General features: G+C 46.2%; 11 protein-coding genes. 3 read left to right on the forward strand and 8 right to left on the reverse strand.

The window, feature by feature from the left end; all coding sequences use genetic code 11:
- The first annotated feature begins 203 nt into the window (after positions 1-203).
- Positions 204-341 (forward strand): hypothetical protein, encoded by a 138-nt coding sequence (locus tag QUA53_RS08035; RefSeq protein ID WP_333096194.1) that lies wholly within the window; start codon positions 204-206, stop codon positions 339-341.
- A gap of 63 nt (positions 342-404) precedes the next feature.
- Here the strand turns inward: QUA53_RS08035 and QUA53_RS08040 are convergent, their stop codons facing one another.
- The 3 genes from QUA53_RS08040 to metK all read right to left on the reverse strand — a co-directional run bounded on the left by QUA53_RS08040 (position 405) and on the right by metK (position 5,428).
- The gene (locus QUA53_RS08040) at positions 405-2,321 is read right to left on the reverse strand and encodes a HEAT repeat domain-containing protein (RefSeq protein WP_333096195.1); all 1,917 of its coding nucleotides are present in this window, start codon (positions 2,319-2,321) and stop codon (positions 405-407) included.
- Positions 2,322-2,780: 459 nt separating this feature from the next.
- Positions 2,781-3,956 carry a family 10 glycosylhydrolase gene (locus QUA53_RS08045; protein ID WP_333096196.1) on the reverse strand — a complete coding sequence of 392 codons (1,176 nt, stop codon included), beginning with the start codon at positions 3,954-3,956 and terminating at the stop codon, positions 2,781-2,783.
- A gap of 209 nt (positions 3,957-4,165) precedes the next feature.
- Positions 4,166-5,428, reverse strand: a complete 1,263-nt coding sequence (gene metK / locus QUA53_RS08050) for a methionine adenosyltransferase (protein WP_333096197.1) — start codon at positions 5,426-5,428, stop codon at positions 4,166-4,168.
- A gap of 302 nt (positions 5,429-5,730) precedes the next feature.
- On the opposite strand from metK, the gene QUA53_RS08055 reads away from it, so the two are divergent.
- Entirely contained in the window at positions 5,731-7,455 is a 1,725-nt protein-coding gene (locus QUA53_RS08055) for an AAA-like domain-containing protein (protein WP_333096198.1), read from the forward strand.
- Between the two features lie 92 nt (positions 7,456-7,547).
- On the opposite strand, the gene QUA53_RS08060 is transcribed toward QUA53_RS08055, so the two are convergent.
- Both QUA53_RS08060 and QUA53_RS08065 read right to left on the reverse strand, forming a co-directional pair.
- On the reverse strand, positions 7,548-7,895 hold the full coding sequence (locus tag QUA53_RS08060) for a rhodanese-like domain-containing protein (RefSeq protein WP_333096199.1): 348 nt from the start codon (positions 7,893-7,895) through the stop codon (positions 7,548-7,550).
- A gap of 98 nt (positions 7,896-7,993) precedes the next feature.
- Positions 7,994-8,623: a hypothetical protein gene (locus QUA53_RS08065; protein ID WP_333096200.1), complete on the reverse strand. Its 630-nt coding sequence runs from the start codon at positions 8,621-8,623 to the stop codon at positions 7,994-7,996.
- 196 nt (positions 8,624-8,819) lie between these two features.
- On the opposite strand from QUA53_RS08065, the gene rpsD reads away from it, so the two are divergent.
- Complete coding sequence (gene rpsD / locus QUA53_RS08070) at positions 8,820-9,428, forward strand: 30S ribosomal protein S4 (RefSeq protein WP_172190738.1); 609 nt, start codon at positions 8,820-8,822, stop codon at positions 9,426-9,428.
- 348 nt (positions 9,429-9,776) lie between these two features.
- Here the strand turns inward: rpsD and QUA53_RS08075 are convergent, their stop codons facing one another.
- The 3 genes from QUA53_RS08075 to QUA53_RS08085 form a co-directional block, all read right to left on the reverse strand.
- Complete coding sequence (locus tag QUA53_RS08075; protein ID WP_333096201.1) at positions 9,777-10,979, reverse strand: catalase; 1,203 nt, start codon at positions 10,977-10,979, stop codon at positions 9,777-9,779.
- 322 nt (positions 10,980-11,301) lie between these two features.
- On the reverse strand, positions 11,302-12,948 hold the full coding sequence (locus QUA53_RS08080; protein WP_333096202.1) for a peroxidase family protein: 1,647 nt from the start codon (positions 12,946-12,948) through the stop codon (positions 11,302-11,304).
- Positions 12,949-13,032: 84 nt separating this feature from the next.
- Positions 13,033-14,076, reverse strand: a complete 1,044-nt coding sequence (locus tag QUA53_RS08085; RefSeq protein ID WP_333096203.1) for a DUF2235 domain-containing protein — start codon at positions 14,074-14,076, stop codon at positions 13,033-13,035.
- Positions 14,077-14,657: the final 581 nt, after the last annotated feature.

Consider the following 14,657-nt stretch of genomic DNA (forward strand, 5'->3'; position numbering starts at 1 on the left):
GTTGCCAAATTACTTTTTCGACTCGTAAAAGTCTGCCACAGGCAAAAAAAAATAAAAATTTATACACGCAGTGAATTATCTCTGCGTGGAATGTTACAGGCAGAAAATTCTCTCTGACCTGTTTTGCCTGTGAGTAGCCCAAAGCTGATATTGTCTGTTGACAATGCACCCGATTCCTCAGCTTGGGAGTTTTGCTGCCAGCAATGCGACGATTGCTTGACGGTTTTTTTCGATCGTCCGACAACTTTGTAGCACAGAATGTCACAAATGCAGGAGCCGATCGAACTTTTGCACCCTGGCGATCGACTTTTGGCACCGTTGCCCCGCACAGACAAGTCTGAGGTGAAGTGTCGTTAGTTGAGTATAACTGTAGCGCTTGCGAAAAGAAACCCGGTTTCTGCGAGTCAACTGTTGGCGATTGCGAGTTCTGGAGTTGCGGTGGTCAATTCGATCGCCAGTGCTAGCTTACCGTCTCTACCCAAAGCTTCATCGGCCAAGTGTAGCATCCAGCGATTCGGCTTGGCTTGGGGTCTGGCGGCGAGAACAGCGGCCCAAGCTTCCCGTTCTTTGCCGCGACCCAACAGCGCAGCACAAACAGTCAAAGCTGTGGCAGTTGAACGGCTGATCCCACTTTGGCAGCAGATCAGCAAACTGCCTCCCTGTGGTGACATTTTGAGGGCAAAGTCAATAATTTTAAGTACATCCTCAATGGTAGGCAAGATTTGATCGGGGTCGTCAACGGGGGTGTCGAGATCGTTAAACTCCAGGCACATTCGGTTTGAGATTCGATCAAAAGTTTTGGGTTCGGGGACGCCTGGACTGCCGATCGAGATCAGGTATTTAATCTCGCGTCGCGCAGGGCGCTCAACAATGTATTGGCTGGCTTCTACTTGCGAAGCTATCAGGATTTCCGGCAGTTTTTCATTCGAGAAATCTGCCGAGACTGAGGGATCAAAATCAAGTGTTTCTGCCTCAGTCCTGACATCCGCCAAGTATTGGGCAGCCAGCGCCCGAACGTCAGCAAATTCGCGATTTAAAGCTGTTTCCAGAGCCAAAATAGCAGCCGTTGAGCCAATTTGACCGAGGGATTTAACAGCCTTTTGGCGCACTCCAGAATTTTCGTCCCCCAGCAGCCGCACCAAACCTGCTATAGCTTCCTCTGTCCCAATTTCCCCCAAAGCAGCAGCAACTCTCCACCGCACATAAGATTCGCTGTCGCCAATTGCGCTCGCCAGTCCCGCGACCACCATTTTTGGCAATTTCGCATCTCCCTCTGTATTGATATTCCCAAGGGCAACCGCCGCCCTGCCGCGCACGAAAATGTCTCGATCCGAGAGCGATCGGATTACGGCCACCATAGCTGCCTCGCTGCTGATTTCTCCCAAGGCAGAAACTGCACTGCCCCGCACGTCTGAGTCGTTATGGTTGAGGGCTTGTACCAGACCCGCCACAGCCGTTTCCGTGCCGATTTGTCCCAAGGCCTCGGCGGCCCTCAAAGAAACTGCATAGGAGTCTGGGTCGTCGTGAAGCAATTCTATTAAGCTGGGTACTGCCTCACAATCGCCGATTTTCCCCAAAGCCGCCGCGGCCCTAGCGCGGACGATGTGATTTTCGTCTCTGAGGGCATTCAGCAGCCCGGGAACTACTTCAGAGACGCCGATTTTCCCGCAGTTGACCGCCGCCCGCCAGCGCACCTCGGAGTCGGGGTGATTGAGGGCTTTCAGGAGCGCGGGGACGGCTGTTTTCGGGTTAATTTTGCCCAAGGCCCAAACAGCCCGGGCGCGCACCTTGGACTCTGGGTGTTTGATGGCTTTGAGCAGTGCTATGGCGGCTGGTTTCGAGTTAATTTCTCCTAAAGCCCAAGCGGCCCAAGCTTGCATTTGGGAATCTTGAGATTCGAGCGATCGGGCTAATTCAATTACTGCTGCTTCGGAGCCGATTTTGCCGATCGCTCGAATCCCCTCAAGGCGCACTGCACTTTCTTGGTGGTTCAATGCGGCCACCAGCATTGGAATTGCCATATCGGAACTTGTTAGGGCCAGCAGTTGAATTTTGAGCAGCGGCGAAGTGGGGATTTTGTCGATTAATTTTATGGTAGCTGTTTGAAATTCTGGCTTTACCGTTCCTGCTAGCTTCGAGCCGAGTTTTAAATTTACTTTTAGAGCTAATTTTACTGCCCGCAAAGCCAGACTTTGCTGTTCTACTTGCGGCAATATAGTCGCCAAGGTGCGCATCCCTTGTTTTTGTTTCAAATATTTATGATGGAATTGAGCATCGCTGAGCTCGGGTAGCTGTTGGATGAGGCTTGCTGCTGAAGTCACTGATTTATCCTAATATTTTGGCGAGCGGTTGAGATTGCTCTTTTAAACTGTCTTTCAAAAATATGGCGTCTACAAAACGCTACTTCTAAAAAAAAGCTTGCACCCACTTCTAAAATATGTCTTATTCCACTATTTTTGCAACTCCCCAATTATTAATTATCGGGTTTGTTTGGGCGATCGGCTTGACAATTAGTTGCGCTTGCTGATTGGCATCGCTGCGCTTTTAACTTGCCTAACTCTGCTATATCATTTTATACTCACATCTTGCACCATTGTCAGGAAGAGGCAAGATGCCTGTTCCACAATAAAATTCAGCCTTTGTGGAACAGGCATCTTGCCTGTTAATCAAAGCTTATTGAGAATGGTGCAAGATCTTATTCTATACCCACTTGGTTTGAAATAGCGATCGGCGCGGTTGACTGCTGCTAACCGGAAACAGCTTGATTGCGGGACAATCTCTCAACGAGCATAGGGCCCTTTTTTCAAAACCTTAGCCAAAGCATTATCGTTATCTCGCAAACCTTCGTAAAAAAACATCACTTCTCCTTGAATCCCGCAAGAGCGGTTGTAAGCAATTACTTGCAACAACAGTTCGGGAGTTATGCTATATTTGCTGCCTCGATTCGTCAACAAAATACCGGGCGACACGCACTTTACTTGCTGGCCACTAAGCTGTCCCCCAATCATTTTATCGACCAATTGTTTGTAAGCATTAAAATCGCGGCGATAAAACTGCGGGTGAAACACATCGACAAAGTTTTTGTCAACCCAAGCTTTAGAATCTTGCAAATATTCCACCAATCCCCAGTCATAAGGACTCGGCGACATCGATAGCAACAAATCGGGATTAATAGCTTTCACTTCTCGGTGTAAACGAGCTACAAACTCAGTAATAATATTAGCACGCCACTGCAGCCAATGTTGTTCTTTACAATCCGACGGCGCTGCTTTACCGCACTCTTCTAGATAGCGTTTAACCGTTTTTTCGTCGTAACCGCCTTCTACCGGAAACGCAATGCGATCGTCTCCTTGAACCCCGTTTACCGGATAATTCTTAGCAACTTCCAGCATCAACCCCAGCACAAAGTCTTGCACTTCCGGGTCAAGAGAATTCATCCAGTCAAAGTTATTTTTCTTCAGTAAATTGCCGCTGGCATCACGGGCGGTCCACTCAGGTTTTTTCGCCAGCAAATGACCGCCCTTGCGATTGTAAGAACTCACAAATCCGTATTCAAAACAAGGAATTACTTTTAAACCAACTCTCTTGGCCTCAACACATATTTCTGCTAAGGGGTCGCGACCTTGATAGCGCGAGTCAATTTCCACCCCAAATTTTTCCCGCATAATTTTAGAAGGATAAGCCGTATAACCCTGGCTCCAAATTATAGGAAAAACGGTATTAAATCCCGTATCGGCGAGAAAGTCCATTGCCTCAGCAATCCGCTCTTTTGATGTGAGAACTTTGGAGTCAGTGGTGGTTATCCAAACGCCGCGAATTCCACCAGGATTGTTAGTCGCAAACGAACTGGGCAGCGTTGCTGGATTTGGTGCAGAAAATCCAGTCGTGGCCAACCGCTGTTGGAGGGAAGAGGTAAAACTGCGAATTGCTGATTGGAAAGGTGTGAAAAATCCCATTTATTTATTTAATCTTTTTTGTTGTAAGGTAGGCACTCCACCCGCTACGTTATTGATTGGTAGCACCCGGTATTATTTATAGATAAGATGCGCCGAAGAACCGCCTATATTATTTATGGATAAGGTGCGGAGTACGCACCCTACATTCATTGGTAGCACCCGATATTATTTATGGGGATAAGGTGCGCGGCGCGCACCCCAAAATTGTACTATCCAGCTACTCCCGACAACTTCTGGCTCAAAGCTTCTTTCAAAAGTTCTGCCTTATCAGTTTCCTCCCAAGGCAACTCTAAATCAGTGCGTCCGAAGTGACCGTAAGCCGCCACATCTTGATAGAAACGGCCGCCTCTTTCAGCAGGCAAATTCTGCAAGTTAAATGCTTGAATGATTCCTGCAGGACGCAGTTCAAAATGCTGCTTCACAACTTCTAAAAGGCGATCGTCATCAACTTTCCCAGTGCCAAAAGTTTCGATCATCATGCTAACCGGCCGCGCAACGCCGATCGCATAACTCAACTGCACTTCGCACTTTTGGGCCAAACCAGCCGCTACGATATTTTTAGCAACGTAGCGACAAGCATAAGCCGCGCTGCGGTCTACCTTGGTGGGGTCTTTCCCAGAAAAAGCGCCGCCGCCGTGACGGGAATAGCCGCCGTAGGTATCCACAATAATTTTGCGGCCCGTCAAACCCGAATCTCCTTGAGGCCCGCCGACCACAAATTTGCCGGTGGGGTTGACAAGGAAGCGAGTTTCTGCATCCGGCTTCACGCTAATATCGGCAAACACGGGTTGGACGATAGCAGTCCAAAGGTCTTCTTTGATTTTGGCTTGAACTGCGGCTGTGTCTGTGATGTCGCCGATCGTTTCTGTGTGCTGCGTAGAAATTAAAATCGTATCTATGCCAACAGGTTTGCCGTCCTCATAGATGACTGTAACTTGGCTTTTGCCGTCGGGACGCAGGTAAGATAACTGACCGGTTTTGCGGACTGCGGCCAGTTGACGGCAAATCCGGTGCGCTAAACTGATCGGCAGAGGCATCAATTCCGGCGTTTCGTTGCAAGCAAAGCCGAACATCAAACCTTGGTCGCCAGCGCCGATGGCGTCCAATTCCTCTTCACTCGATTGTTCCCGGCTTTCGTGGGCTGTGTTCACCCCTTGAGCAATATCGGGAGACTGAGAATCAAGAGCCACCAACACTGAGCAACTATTGGCCGAAAAGCCGTTGTCAGCGTGGATATAGCCAATATCGGCTATTTTTTTCCGGGCTAATTCTATGTAATTTACCTGAGCTTTAGTGGTAATTTCGCCCGTCAGCAGCATTAAACCGGTGTTGACGACAACTTCTGCTGCGACGCGGCTTTTGGGGTCTTCAGTCAGTAAGGCATCTAAAATCGTATCTGAAATTTGATCGCAGATTTTATCGGGATGGCCTTCAGTGACCGATTCAGAGGTAAACAGGTAGCGGCGTGACAATGATTATTTCTCCTTAGATAGGGGCTCTTCCTGCGCGACATCGACGACCAACGAGTTATTTGTCAGGTAAAGGCTCAGAATGATCGCGTCTGGGCTACCGTCGAATTTTTGTCGATCTGCAGAGCCGTGTTGAAGCAGGGTTTGAGACTGGGTAAAGTGACACTACTATAGCAAAGTCAGTTCCGGGAAGTCCCTAAAAACTTAGATTTTTTAGGATTGTCGATCGATCTTGGACACCGTTCGTCTATCTCCTAACCTGACAAAGGTAAGATAAAGTCAGGGTATCGCCTTGTGCAACGACTATGGCAGGACTCCAAAAATCACCAAACTCGATCCAAACAGTTGCCGAGCTAGATTTTCCCGGCGGGCCCATACCGCTTGACTCTCCATTTTATATTGAGCGCTCAGGGGCCGAAGCCTTGGCCTGTGCAGAACTTAGCAAACCCGGAGGCCTCGTTCGCATTAAAGCTCCCAAAAAAATGGGCAAAAGTTCGCTGATGCTGCGGATAATTGACGCGGCAGTCGATCGTGGATACCGCACAGTAAATGTAGACTTTCAGCAAGCCGACGCAGCGGTTTTTGCTAGTTTAGATAAATTTTTGCGCTGGCTTTGTGTCAATGTCGCTCGGCAACTCAAACTCGAACCAAATATCGATAAATTCTGGGATGAAGATATGGGCAGCAAGGTAAGCTGCACTATTTACTTTGAAAACTATTTGCTCGCAGAAATTGACAGTCCTATTGTTTTGGTTATCAACGAAATAAATCGAGTATTTGAACGCACCAATATTGCTCAAGATTTTCTGTCGGTGATCCGTTTTTGGTACGAACAAGCTCGCGCTAGCCCAACTTGGCAAAAACTCCGAACTGTGGTTATTCATTCGACAGCAATTTATATTGATTTGAATGTTAATCAATCTCCATTTAATGTAGGAATGCCGATTAAACTCTCAGAATTTACTGTTGAACAAGTTCAAGATTTGGCGTGCAGATACGGACTAAACTGGAGCGATCGCAATCCGATAGAGCAATTAATGAACATGGTAGGCGGGCATCCTTATTTAGTGCATTTAGCGCTGTATCACCTGGCTAGTTTGCTGCAAAGTCGCCTGTCCGTCGAGCGGGAGGAACCGGGCGAGGAACTAGGGCGAGCCGAATTGGCAGAACTGTTAACAGCAGCTCCTACTCACAGCGGAATTTATAGCGACTACTTGCAAAATCAGTCGCTCGCCATTCAACAGCAGCCCGAACTCGCCTCCGCCTTCCAACAAGTTGTCGATGCTAAAAATAGCATTCACCTCGAACCTTGGATGGCTTATCAGTTAGACAGCATGGGACTGGTCAAATTAGAGGGAAATAACTGTAGTTTGTCTTGCGAATTATATCGCTTGTATTTTCAAGGACAAAATTTGTGCGAGGACAAGTTGTCGATGGTTGGTTTTGAGGAGTTGCTGCGAGAAAATCAAAGGCTGCAAGCTTTGGTGAATGTGGACGAACTTACTCAAATTGGTAACAGACGATATTTTGATAGTTGCTTGCGAACGGAATGGAAACACATGGCTCGCGATGGGTATCCGATATCTTTAATTTTGTGCGATCTCGATTATTTCAAAATATATAATGATACCTACGGACATCAAGCTGGAGATGATTGTTTGCGATCGGTAGCTCAGACAATTCGCCGATCGCTCCAGCGTCCTGCTGATGTAGCTGCTCGCTACGGGGGCGAGGAGTTTGCTGTGATTTTACCTGAAACTGATGCGTCGGCGGCTGTGGTTGTTGCCGAACAAATTAGAGCGCAAGTGAAAGATTTGAAAATTGTTTTTAACCCGAAGAGTCTTGACGGCCTGCCTAATTGTGTGGTAACGATTAGTTTAGGAATTGCCAGCGTTGTTCCGAGCGAGGAAAATGATGCGGTAACGCTGCTACTGGCGGCTGATGAGGCTCTTTATGAGTCGAAAAGGCAGGGGCGCGACCGGCTCACTATGAGTACGCTTTTAAATTTTCGATTGGCTGCTCTTAATTAGGTAATTCGGGGAAAATATAATTCTTTTTTACACATACAAAGTCCGCCCGCGCGGACTCTGAAAAAAAGGATACTTAAGAACTGGATTTGATGTTAATAGCGGGGGACAGTTCGATCGACAACCATTGAGTAAGCATCAATGCCGCCAACGACATTTTTAACGTTCGTAAATCCTCGCTCAGTTAACCAATGGCACATTTGAGCCGATCGCACTCCGTGATGGCACAGAACGAGGGTTTCTTTGTCGCGATCGAGTCTAGCGTCAATTTCACCAGACCATTCGGCAAACTCGCTCAGCGGAAAAGCTACAAATCCCGGCAGCGCCGCGAGTTCAATTTCGTGAGGTTCCCGCACGTCTACAAGCTGTAATTTCTCAGCATTGGTTTCTGCTAATTGGCGAGCTAATTCTTCGACTGTAATTTGAGCAAAAATTTCTGACATTTGATTATAAAAAAGTAGTCATCAGTCCTCAGTCATTAGTCATCAGTTAACAGTCAACAGTCAACCGTTAACAGTCAACCGTTAACAGTCAACCGTTATTAATTGACGGGCGAAGGCGGTGAAATTAGCTCCACAGGAGGAGTAGGTGCAGGACGCCCGTCCAACTGGCTCACGCTGTCGCTGGGGTCAAGACAAGTGGCGATTAACCGGTCAGTGGGAAAGTCGAGCCTGCCACTCAAACCGACTACGCATTCAGCAAACTGTTGTGGCAATAAACTGCGGCGGCATCCATCGAGCACTACGAGGGGAGCAGCAGGTTGAGTTCGACTTTTGCCGTTAATATTCACTACGCAAGTAGCCAATTCGTTGGGGCGCCTCACCCGCCTACAGCTAGAGAGCGCTTCGACACCAGAAATATTGGTTTTGCGGTTGATTTGGAGAGCGCATTTAGATATGTCGCGGGGGTGGAGGGCATCAGCACAAGCGGCGGCGGCGGCCTCTGCTCCCACTCCGGCGTCGATTAGTTCCAGGGCGCAGACGCGATAGGGATTCCTAGAGCGAGGTATTCTAATCGTGATGGCTGAGGCTGGCGAGATTGGCAGTGCTGTGGCTAACAAACCGAGTGCTGCTAGCTGCGTGCCGAGAGCCAATATCCAGCGCGCGGTAGGCTTTGAGCCTGTCGGTGCTGGCTTTGGGGAAGAAGTGCGGGAGAAATTTCGGTTGTGCATGGCAGATCGAGTAGTGAGTTTTTTTGGCTGATTGGGGCGATCGAGCGATCGGCTTTTCCTTCAGAATTTACCGCACACTATGGATCGCGCTGCGGTCGATCGTTTTTTTATCGATCTTTGTTGGAATTTTGATCGTTACCAACCTATAATATAGAGTCTGCATAAAATTGCATACAGATATAAGAGAGGAAAATAAATGTCTCGATATCGAGGCCCCCGATTGAGAATCGTCCGTCGCCTGAAAGAGTTGCCCGGTCTAACCCGCAAAACCCCCAGACGAGATTATCCACCCGGACAGCACGGTCAAAACCGCAAAAAGCTCTCTGAGTATGCGGTTCGCTTGCAAGAAAAGCAAAAACTCCGTTTCAATTACGGTGTGACGGAACGCCAATTGCTCCGTTACGTCCGCAAAGCCCGCCGTGTCACGGGCTCCACAGGTCAAGTGTTACTGCAATTTTTGGAAATGCGCTTGGACAATACTGTGTTTCGGATGGGAATGGCTCCAACCATTCCGTCCGCTAGACAATTGGTAAATCACGGTCACATAACTGTCAACGACCGTGAAGTCAATATCGCCAGCTATCAGTGCAAGCCCGGTGATGTGGTTGCTGTGAAAAATAGAGAGCGCTCGCGCACAATGGTAGAAGCTAATCTCAAAGACCCAGGCTTGGCTCACTTGCCGAATCACTTGGAATTTGATAAGCAAAAACTGGTTGGCAAAGTTAATGGCGTTATCGAACGCGAGTGGATTGCTCTACAGATTAACGAACTGCTAGTGGTGGAATACTACTCACGGCAAGCCTAATTTATTAGTCATCAGTCGTTGGTCATTAGTCATCAGTTGGTTGAAGGTGGAATTATTACAGCGTATTCCAGTTTTATAAAGTAGGGACACGGCAATGCCGTGTATTCGAGGTTTATAAAGTAGGGACACGGCAATGCCGTGTCCCTACGGGGATTAATCAATTTCTACTGACACAAAACTGAGGACTGAGGACTGAGGACTCAAAATTAATAATTTTCAACACTCCCACCCCCTCAAAAGGGATGGGATTTTTTGAAGGTTTCGCTTGTTAACTTGCTTGAATTGCCATTGGCTCAGACGACACCTGGTTGATGGCATTAAATGATGTCCCAGCCTCAAATTATTCCCTTAAAATGTTTCTTCTCCGGTTGGTTCTTGGTGGACAAGACCTCGCTTTTTAAGGCGATACTCCGCTACAACCGGGTAGACAACACCGCGTATCCGATTGATCGCGCCTACTGGACGATGAACTGCTAAGCCGTTCCAGGGAGAATATCTCAGGTTTTCGTTGAAATCAGATTGTTTTTCATAATCAATAATCTGATGCTTGACGGTGAGACGACCTACTCTCAAGAAGGGTGAATCCTTTTCCTTCCAGACATTGATGCCATCGTCGATCGGCATTTTTAGGCTCGTTTGGAACTGAATGCCAAAATCCCACCAGTATTCGGCATCAGGTTTCGCCAAGGCTTGAATTAGATCGTTCCGGTAATAATTGTCTGGTTGTTCGGGATCTAAACGCAAGGCTTTAGCGCGATCGACAAAGGGAATTTTAGGAATTCCCGGTCGAGATTCTTCGGGAATTATCTCGTGCGGTGGTTTGGATGAAACCGGAGTAAACCCATACTTAATTACAGCAGGATATTCGACAGGAACTCGACCAGGCTGGGAGGGATCGAAATCGGGATAGAGACCCAAAGCAGAGGGTGAACCGCTCCAATATTTTGCTGTTAGCAAACTCTTCGGAGTCCGGCTACCAGTAAGCGTCGAGACTGCTAGAAAGTGTCTGGGATGTCGTATTAGCCACTTTTTCAATGCCTCTGGTGATTCAACCAGAGCAGAAAAAAAGCCGTAGTAGTCTTTGATGGTTTGGCTCACAAATAGCTCTGAATTGTGAACAATGATGTCCTGGGTTTTTGACTCGTGGCTTTGCGCCAGTCGTTCCCCTTCCACCCCCATCACTTTCACTGATATTGAGCGCGAATCTTTTTGGTAATCAGGGTATACTTTGGTAGCCCCGTTAGCAAATCGCAACCAAACAGGATATTGTTTGGGTTTTGCTAGCAAACCTTGCTTAAGGGAAATAGCATTGAGTCGCGAAGAACTTAACGAAGCGCGTTTGCCCAATTCCCGTTTAATCGCTTCCTCATCAAAGTCAAAAATTTCCAGAGTTCCTTTAACACACGCATGAGTTTTGGCGTGAGTATCTCGCAGCGCCCGCTCCTTATTGCCGTAAAGATTATCCATCCGAAGTTTGGCTTGCTCAACCAGAAGATCGTAGTATTTGAGTTCGTCCTGTTCGGGATATTCGGTAAATAACTTCTTGCTCATAAATAACCTTCGGTTAATCGCTAAAAAAGGTTCTACACAAACCGTTGCATCTGTGAAACACTAAGCTGTTACGCATTTAAACCACTAACGAGGCTTGTAGGGTGCGTCAGTTTGAACACTTACTGGGCAAGGGAAACACTTCTGTACTGACGCACCCTACTATCGTTTTTTAAATGCCGAACAGCTTATAACTGCTGGTGCAATTGCTCCCGAATTGCCGTAGCCGATCGCTTGCGAAAAGATCGCCTTTTTCTTCCTCATTTTTGAGGGCGCAGGTGTGTTTGCGCCCCCACTACCTTGAGTCTTAGTTGTCAGCTACAACTTAAAGATCGAAGGAGACTTTGTATTTGTGATCGCTTGGAGGAACATTACGATTCACTAAATCAGAGACTGTTTTGGTATTTTGGATAATTTCCCAACCCACCTCAGAAAAAGTTTCTTTATTGAAAACTTTAGGCGATAACAAAGGATTAGTTAAAGCTTGGGAGAAAGCATCAATGCCAATTATCCGTGCTACTAAAGGCGGAATTGCTGAATTTTTCCGGACATCTTCAGCGTACAATCCGACAAATAATTCAATCTTATCAACATGACCGTACAACTCTTTTAATTTCTGTTGAGCGTATTCGTCACCCGTAATTTGATTGAAATCAGTCACCCTGGGATAACCACACATTTCGCGGTAATCGTTATAACTGGCTAACTGCGCCTGCCGTCCGAGTTTCACAGATGCTAGTTCGGTAGCATCAATAAATGTATAGGGTGTTCCTGCGATCTTAAAATCAGGTGTGTTAAACAAACCAATTCTAGTGCCTGGTTGGGAACAACTTTCTTCCATCAATGCACCCAACCCTTTATCAATTAACATCTGATTATTCCAGAGGGAATCGTACATGGATTTTTCTTTGCCGTCATAGATAAAGGTTTCCGGAATCGCACTATGCCAGCGATAGACAAAACTAAACTCAATCGCCATCCAATTTTCTCGATACCAACTTTCCTTGGTAAAAGCTTCAGGATCGGCAAAAAACCTAAAATTATAGGGCGTAATGTGGAAAATGTACTCTTCCATAATGATATTGAGAACAATCACCATGAGAATATTTCTCGCGGTTTGGAAGAGCCTCTCATCGTCCCATTGCGGATAGCTTTTGGACAAAACATCACAAATTCGATTATGCTCCCTGATACATAAAGTGTTGAGCATGACATAGCCAATTTGGACATTTGCCCGTTCAACTCCCATTGCAAATAGCTTGCCTTTCTTTTCGGGGGGTTGTCTTTTCTCATCATTAAGGGGGGCATGAAGACCTTCAAATTGAGGATCGATAATACCCTGCTCAGGATCGGCATAATAAAAGAGTGGATACTCTTCTTCTACGCCATCTTTGCGCTTGAGTTTTTGGGTTTTAAATTTACCGTCTTTGAAAGCTCTGAGCATATTTGTTTGTTTGCGGGTCAACCCGTAAACATTACACATATCAATCTGATGGTTGGAGGTATTTTTGAAGCGGTTTTCCTGATCGATCCGGAGAAAACTATCTGTAAACCACTGCACCCAATAGGGAAATAGCAGAGTGGATTTTTCCGAATAAATGGTTTTTCCATCTCTTTTTTGGAATAAGGTCTTTACTTTGTCGAGTGGTGGTAAATTCCCTTCTTTGTTGAATTCTGGGTCGGGAGGTAAATGTCGCCCAGTATAAGTCTTGTCTGTAAGTGAATCCCAAGAGATGTAGGTATCAGTTTTTTTGGGAATATCTGTCCCTGGAATTTTGGGATCTAAGCCCATTAAGCTATAGGGAAGCGGGCGAGTCGGAAGTTTGTAAATGATGCTATTTAGAAAAAATTTGTTGAGTTTACGTTTCAGAGGCTCGTAACTTTGAACTAAATCCCAAATTGGTTTGAAATGAGTCAACGTATACGCTAAAGCTTTGTTGCTGAATCCATCTCTAGATGTATCTCTTGTCATGATTGCTTTTCCTTTCGATTGTTGTAGATTAGGTAGATTACAAAGTCTTCGTATGTTTGGTTCGGAGAGTTTGATAAAGTTTTATCATTTTTCTATGTTTTCAATTACTTTGGAGATAATCTTTTGCAGATTCTTCGGCCGATAGTCTTGGCGTTTTTTCAATCGCTCGATCGCGCTTTCATGAAGATCCTCAAGGGTTTCTCCCACCTCGCGCCACTTGATTCCTGCCAATTTGAAGAACCCAGGATTGTTTTGAAATGGAATTTTATAATCAGGCTTGATATCCTCAAGGGCCTCTGGCTCAAATTCCAGCTTCAATTCAAAGTCACTGATTTGATCCAACATCCACTTCAAGACAGCATCGGATAACCCGCGGTATGCTGTCGTACCACCGCCGATGCAGCCATGTTCGCCTGGAAACCAAACTTGACGAAGCTTCTGGTTCGGGGCATCAGGATTTTTCTTCATCAGGGTAACATCAAAGACTTCGCGAATTTCGTCGATCGCAACGGCGTGCAACGCATTCTCAATATCCTTATTTAAAGTGGTGTCGTGGAATTTGTACCTTGTTTTGATCTGTCCCTCAAACTTCTTCAAGGCGGGTACAAGAGGAATACCAAGGGCTCCAACGGTGTCGAAACAACCAAGCAAGGTAATCGGGACGCGATCGCCCTTATCTTTGCCGAATTTTTCGCGGAAACTCTTTGCTTCCGGATGCTTTGGTGAAATCTCTCGCTTGCGGTAAAGCTCGTAAGCTTGTGATGCCATGGTAACGTTACGGCGGGATAGGAGACCGGAGCAATAGATCATCCCCGCTAGACTCCTGACTGTGTAAGCACCACGACTGAACCCGAATAGATAGATTTCGTCACCCTGATCGTAGTTGAAAGAAAGAAAACGATAGGCATCTTGTATATTTTTATCGATTCCCAGCCCAGTGACTCCGCCCATAATCTTGTTACTGTCTACTCCAATTCCCTCGTCATAAAACACGATCTGCGGAACCCCGTCACTGGCTGTCCGTTTCACGGCCTGGGCAACCCTAACCACATTAGTTGGGCACTGAGTATCTAGTTTGTTCCAAGTTCCATCACAGCAAACGATCAGACGTTTCCCTGGTTTCGTCATTTTTATATTCTCTCTTTGAATCTGAAAATTTGATAGCGACCTGTAATTGCTAATCGGTTACTTGAGATTCCCCGTTCCCCTTTTTGGGTCGCTTGAGGCAAGCCCTCCTAATTTCTTGCTCGACGAAATTGTTATCTGGTTGGGCAATCTTTAGCTATTTCGATTCTCAGGATATTAGTCCCAAAACACTCTATAGTCTAGCTGGCTGTATTAAAATGTTAATTTTATTTATTTTTCTTAAATTAAAATATTTACAGTGTGAAATAGTAGCTTTGGTTCTGGGAAAATGCTCGCTTTTCCTAAAAAGTAAAATATTTACAGCGTGAAATAGTAGCTTTGGTTAGGGAAAAATGCTCTATTCTCCTAACAGAAGTAGCGCTCCGACGCCCTAGCTAAGAAACATTTAAACACATTTACGCTATGCCAGGTCAGTTTTTAGAACAGCTATATCTGATCTATTTGTCAGTTGGCTGCAAGATAATGGTGACATATTGGCAGAAGACATAGCAGGTTTGGACTATGTTTTGAATTAATATTTGTTTCAAGCACTCTCAGGTTTTGTGGGATTTGCTTGAAGTTTT

The sequence above is a fragment of the Microcoleus sp. Pol12B3 genome (assembly GCF_036701355.1).
In the GTDB taxonomy this organism is placed as follows: Bacteria; Cyanobacteriota; Cyanobacteriia; order Cyanobacteriales; family Microcoleaceae; genus Microcoleus.

What these genes read in the sequence shown, in the direction of transcription:
- QUA53_RS08035 (WP_333096194.1), top strand. Translation starts at nt 204, where the DNA reads ATGCGACGATTGCTTGACGGTTTTTTTCGATCGTCCGACAACTTTGTA.
- QUA53_RS08045 (WP_333096196.1), bottom strand. Translation starts at nt 3,956, where the DNA reads ATGGGATTTTTCACACCTTTCCAATCAGCAATTCGCAGTTTTACCTCT.
- QUA53_RS08055 (WP_333096198.1), top strand. Translation starts at nt 5,731, where the DNA reads ATGGCAGGACTCCAAAAATCACCAAACTCGATCCAAACAGTTGCCGAG.
- QUA53_RS08060 (WP_333096199.1), bottom strand. Translation starts at nt 7,895, where the DNA reads ATGTCAGAAATTTTTGCTCAAATTACAGTCGAAGAATTAGCTCGCCAA.
- QUA53_RS08065 (WP_333096200.1), bottom strand. Translation starts at nt 8,623, where the DNA reads ATGCACAACCGAAATTTCTCCCGCACTTCTTCCCCAAAGCCAGCACCG.
- rpsD (WP_172190738.1), top strand. Translation starts at nt 8,820, where the DNA reads ATGTCTCGATATCGAGGCCCCCGATTGAGAATCGTCCGTCGCCTGAAA.
- QUA53_RS08075 (WP_333096201.1), bottom strand. Translation starts at nt 10,979, where the DNA reads ATGAGCAAGAAGTTATTTACCGAATATCCCGAACAGGACGAACTCAAA.
- QUA53_RS08080 (WP_333096202.1), bottom strand. Translation starts at nt 12,948, where the DNA reads ATGACAAGAGATACATCTAGAGATGGATTCAGCAACAAAGCTTTAGCG.
- QUA53_RS08085 (WP_333096203.1), bottom strand. Translation starts at nt 14,076, where the DNA reads ATGACGAAACCAGGGAAACGTCTGATCGTTTGCTGTGATGGAACTTGG.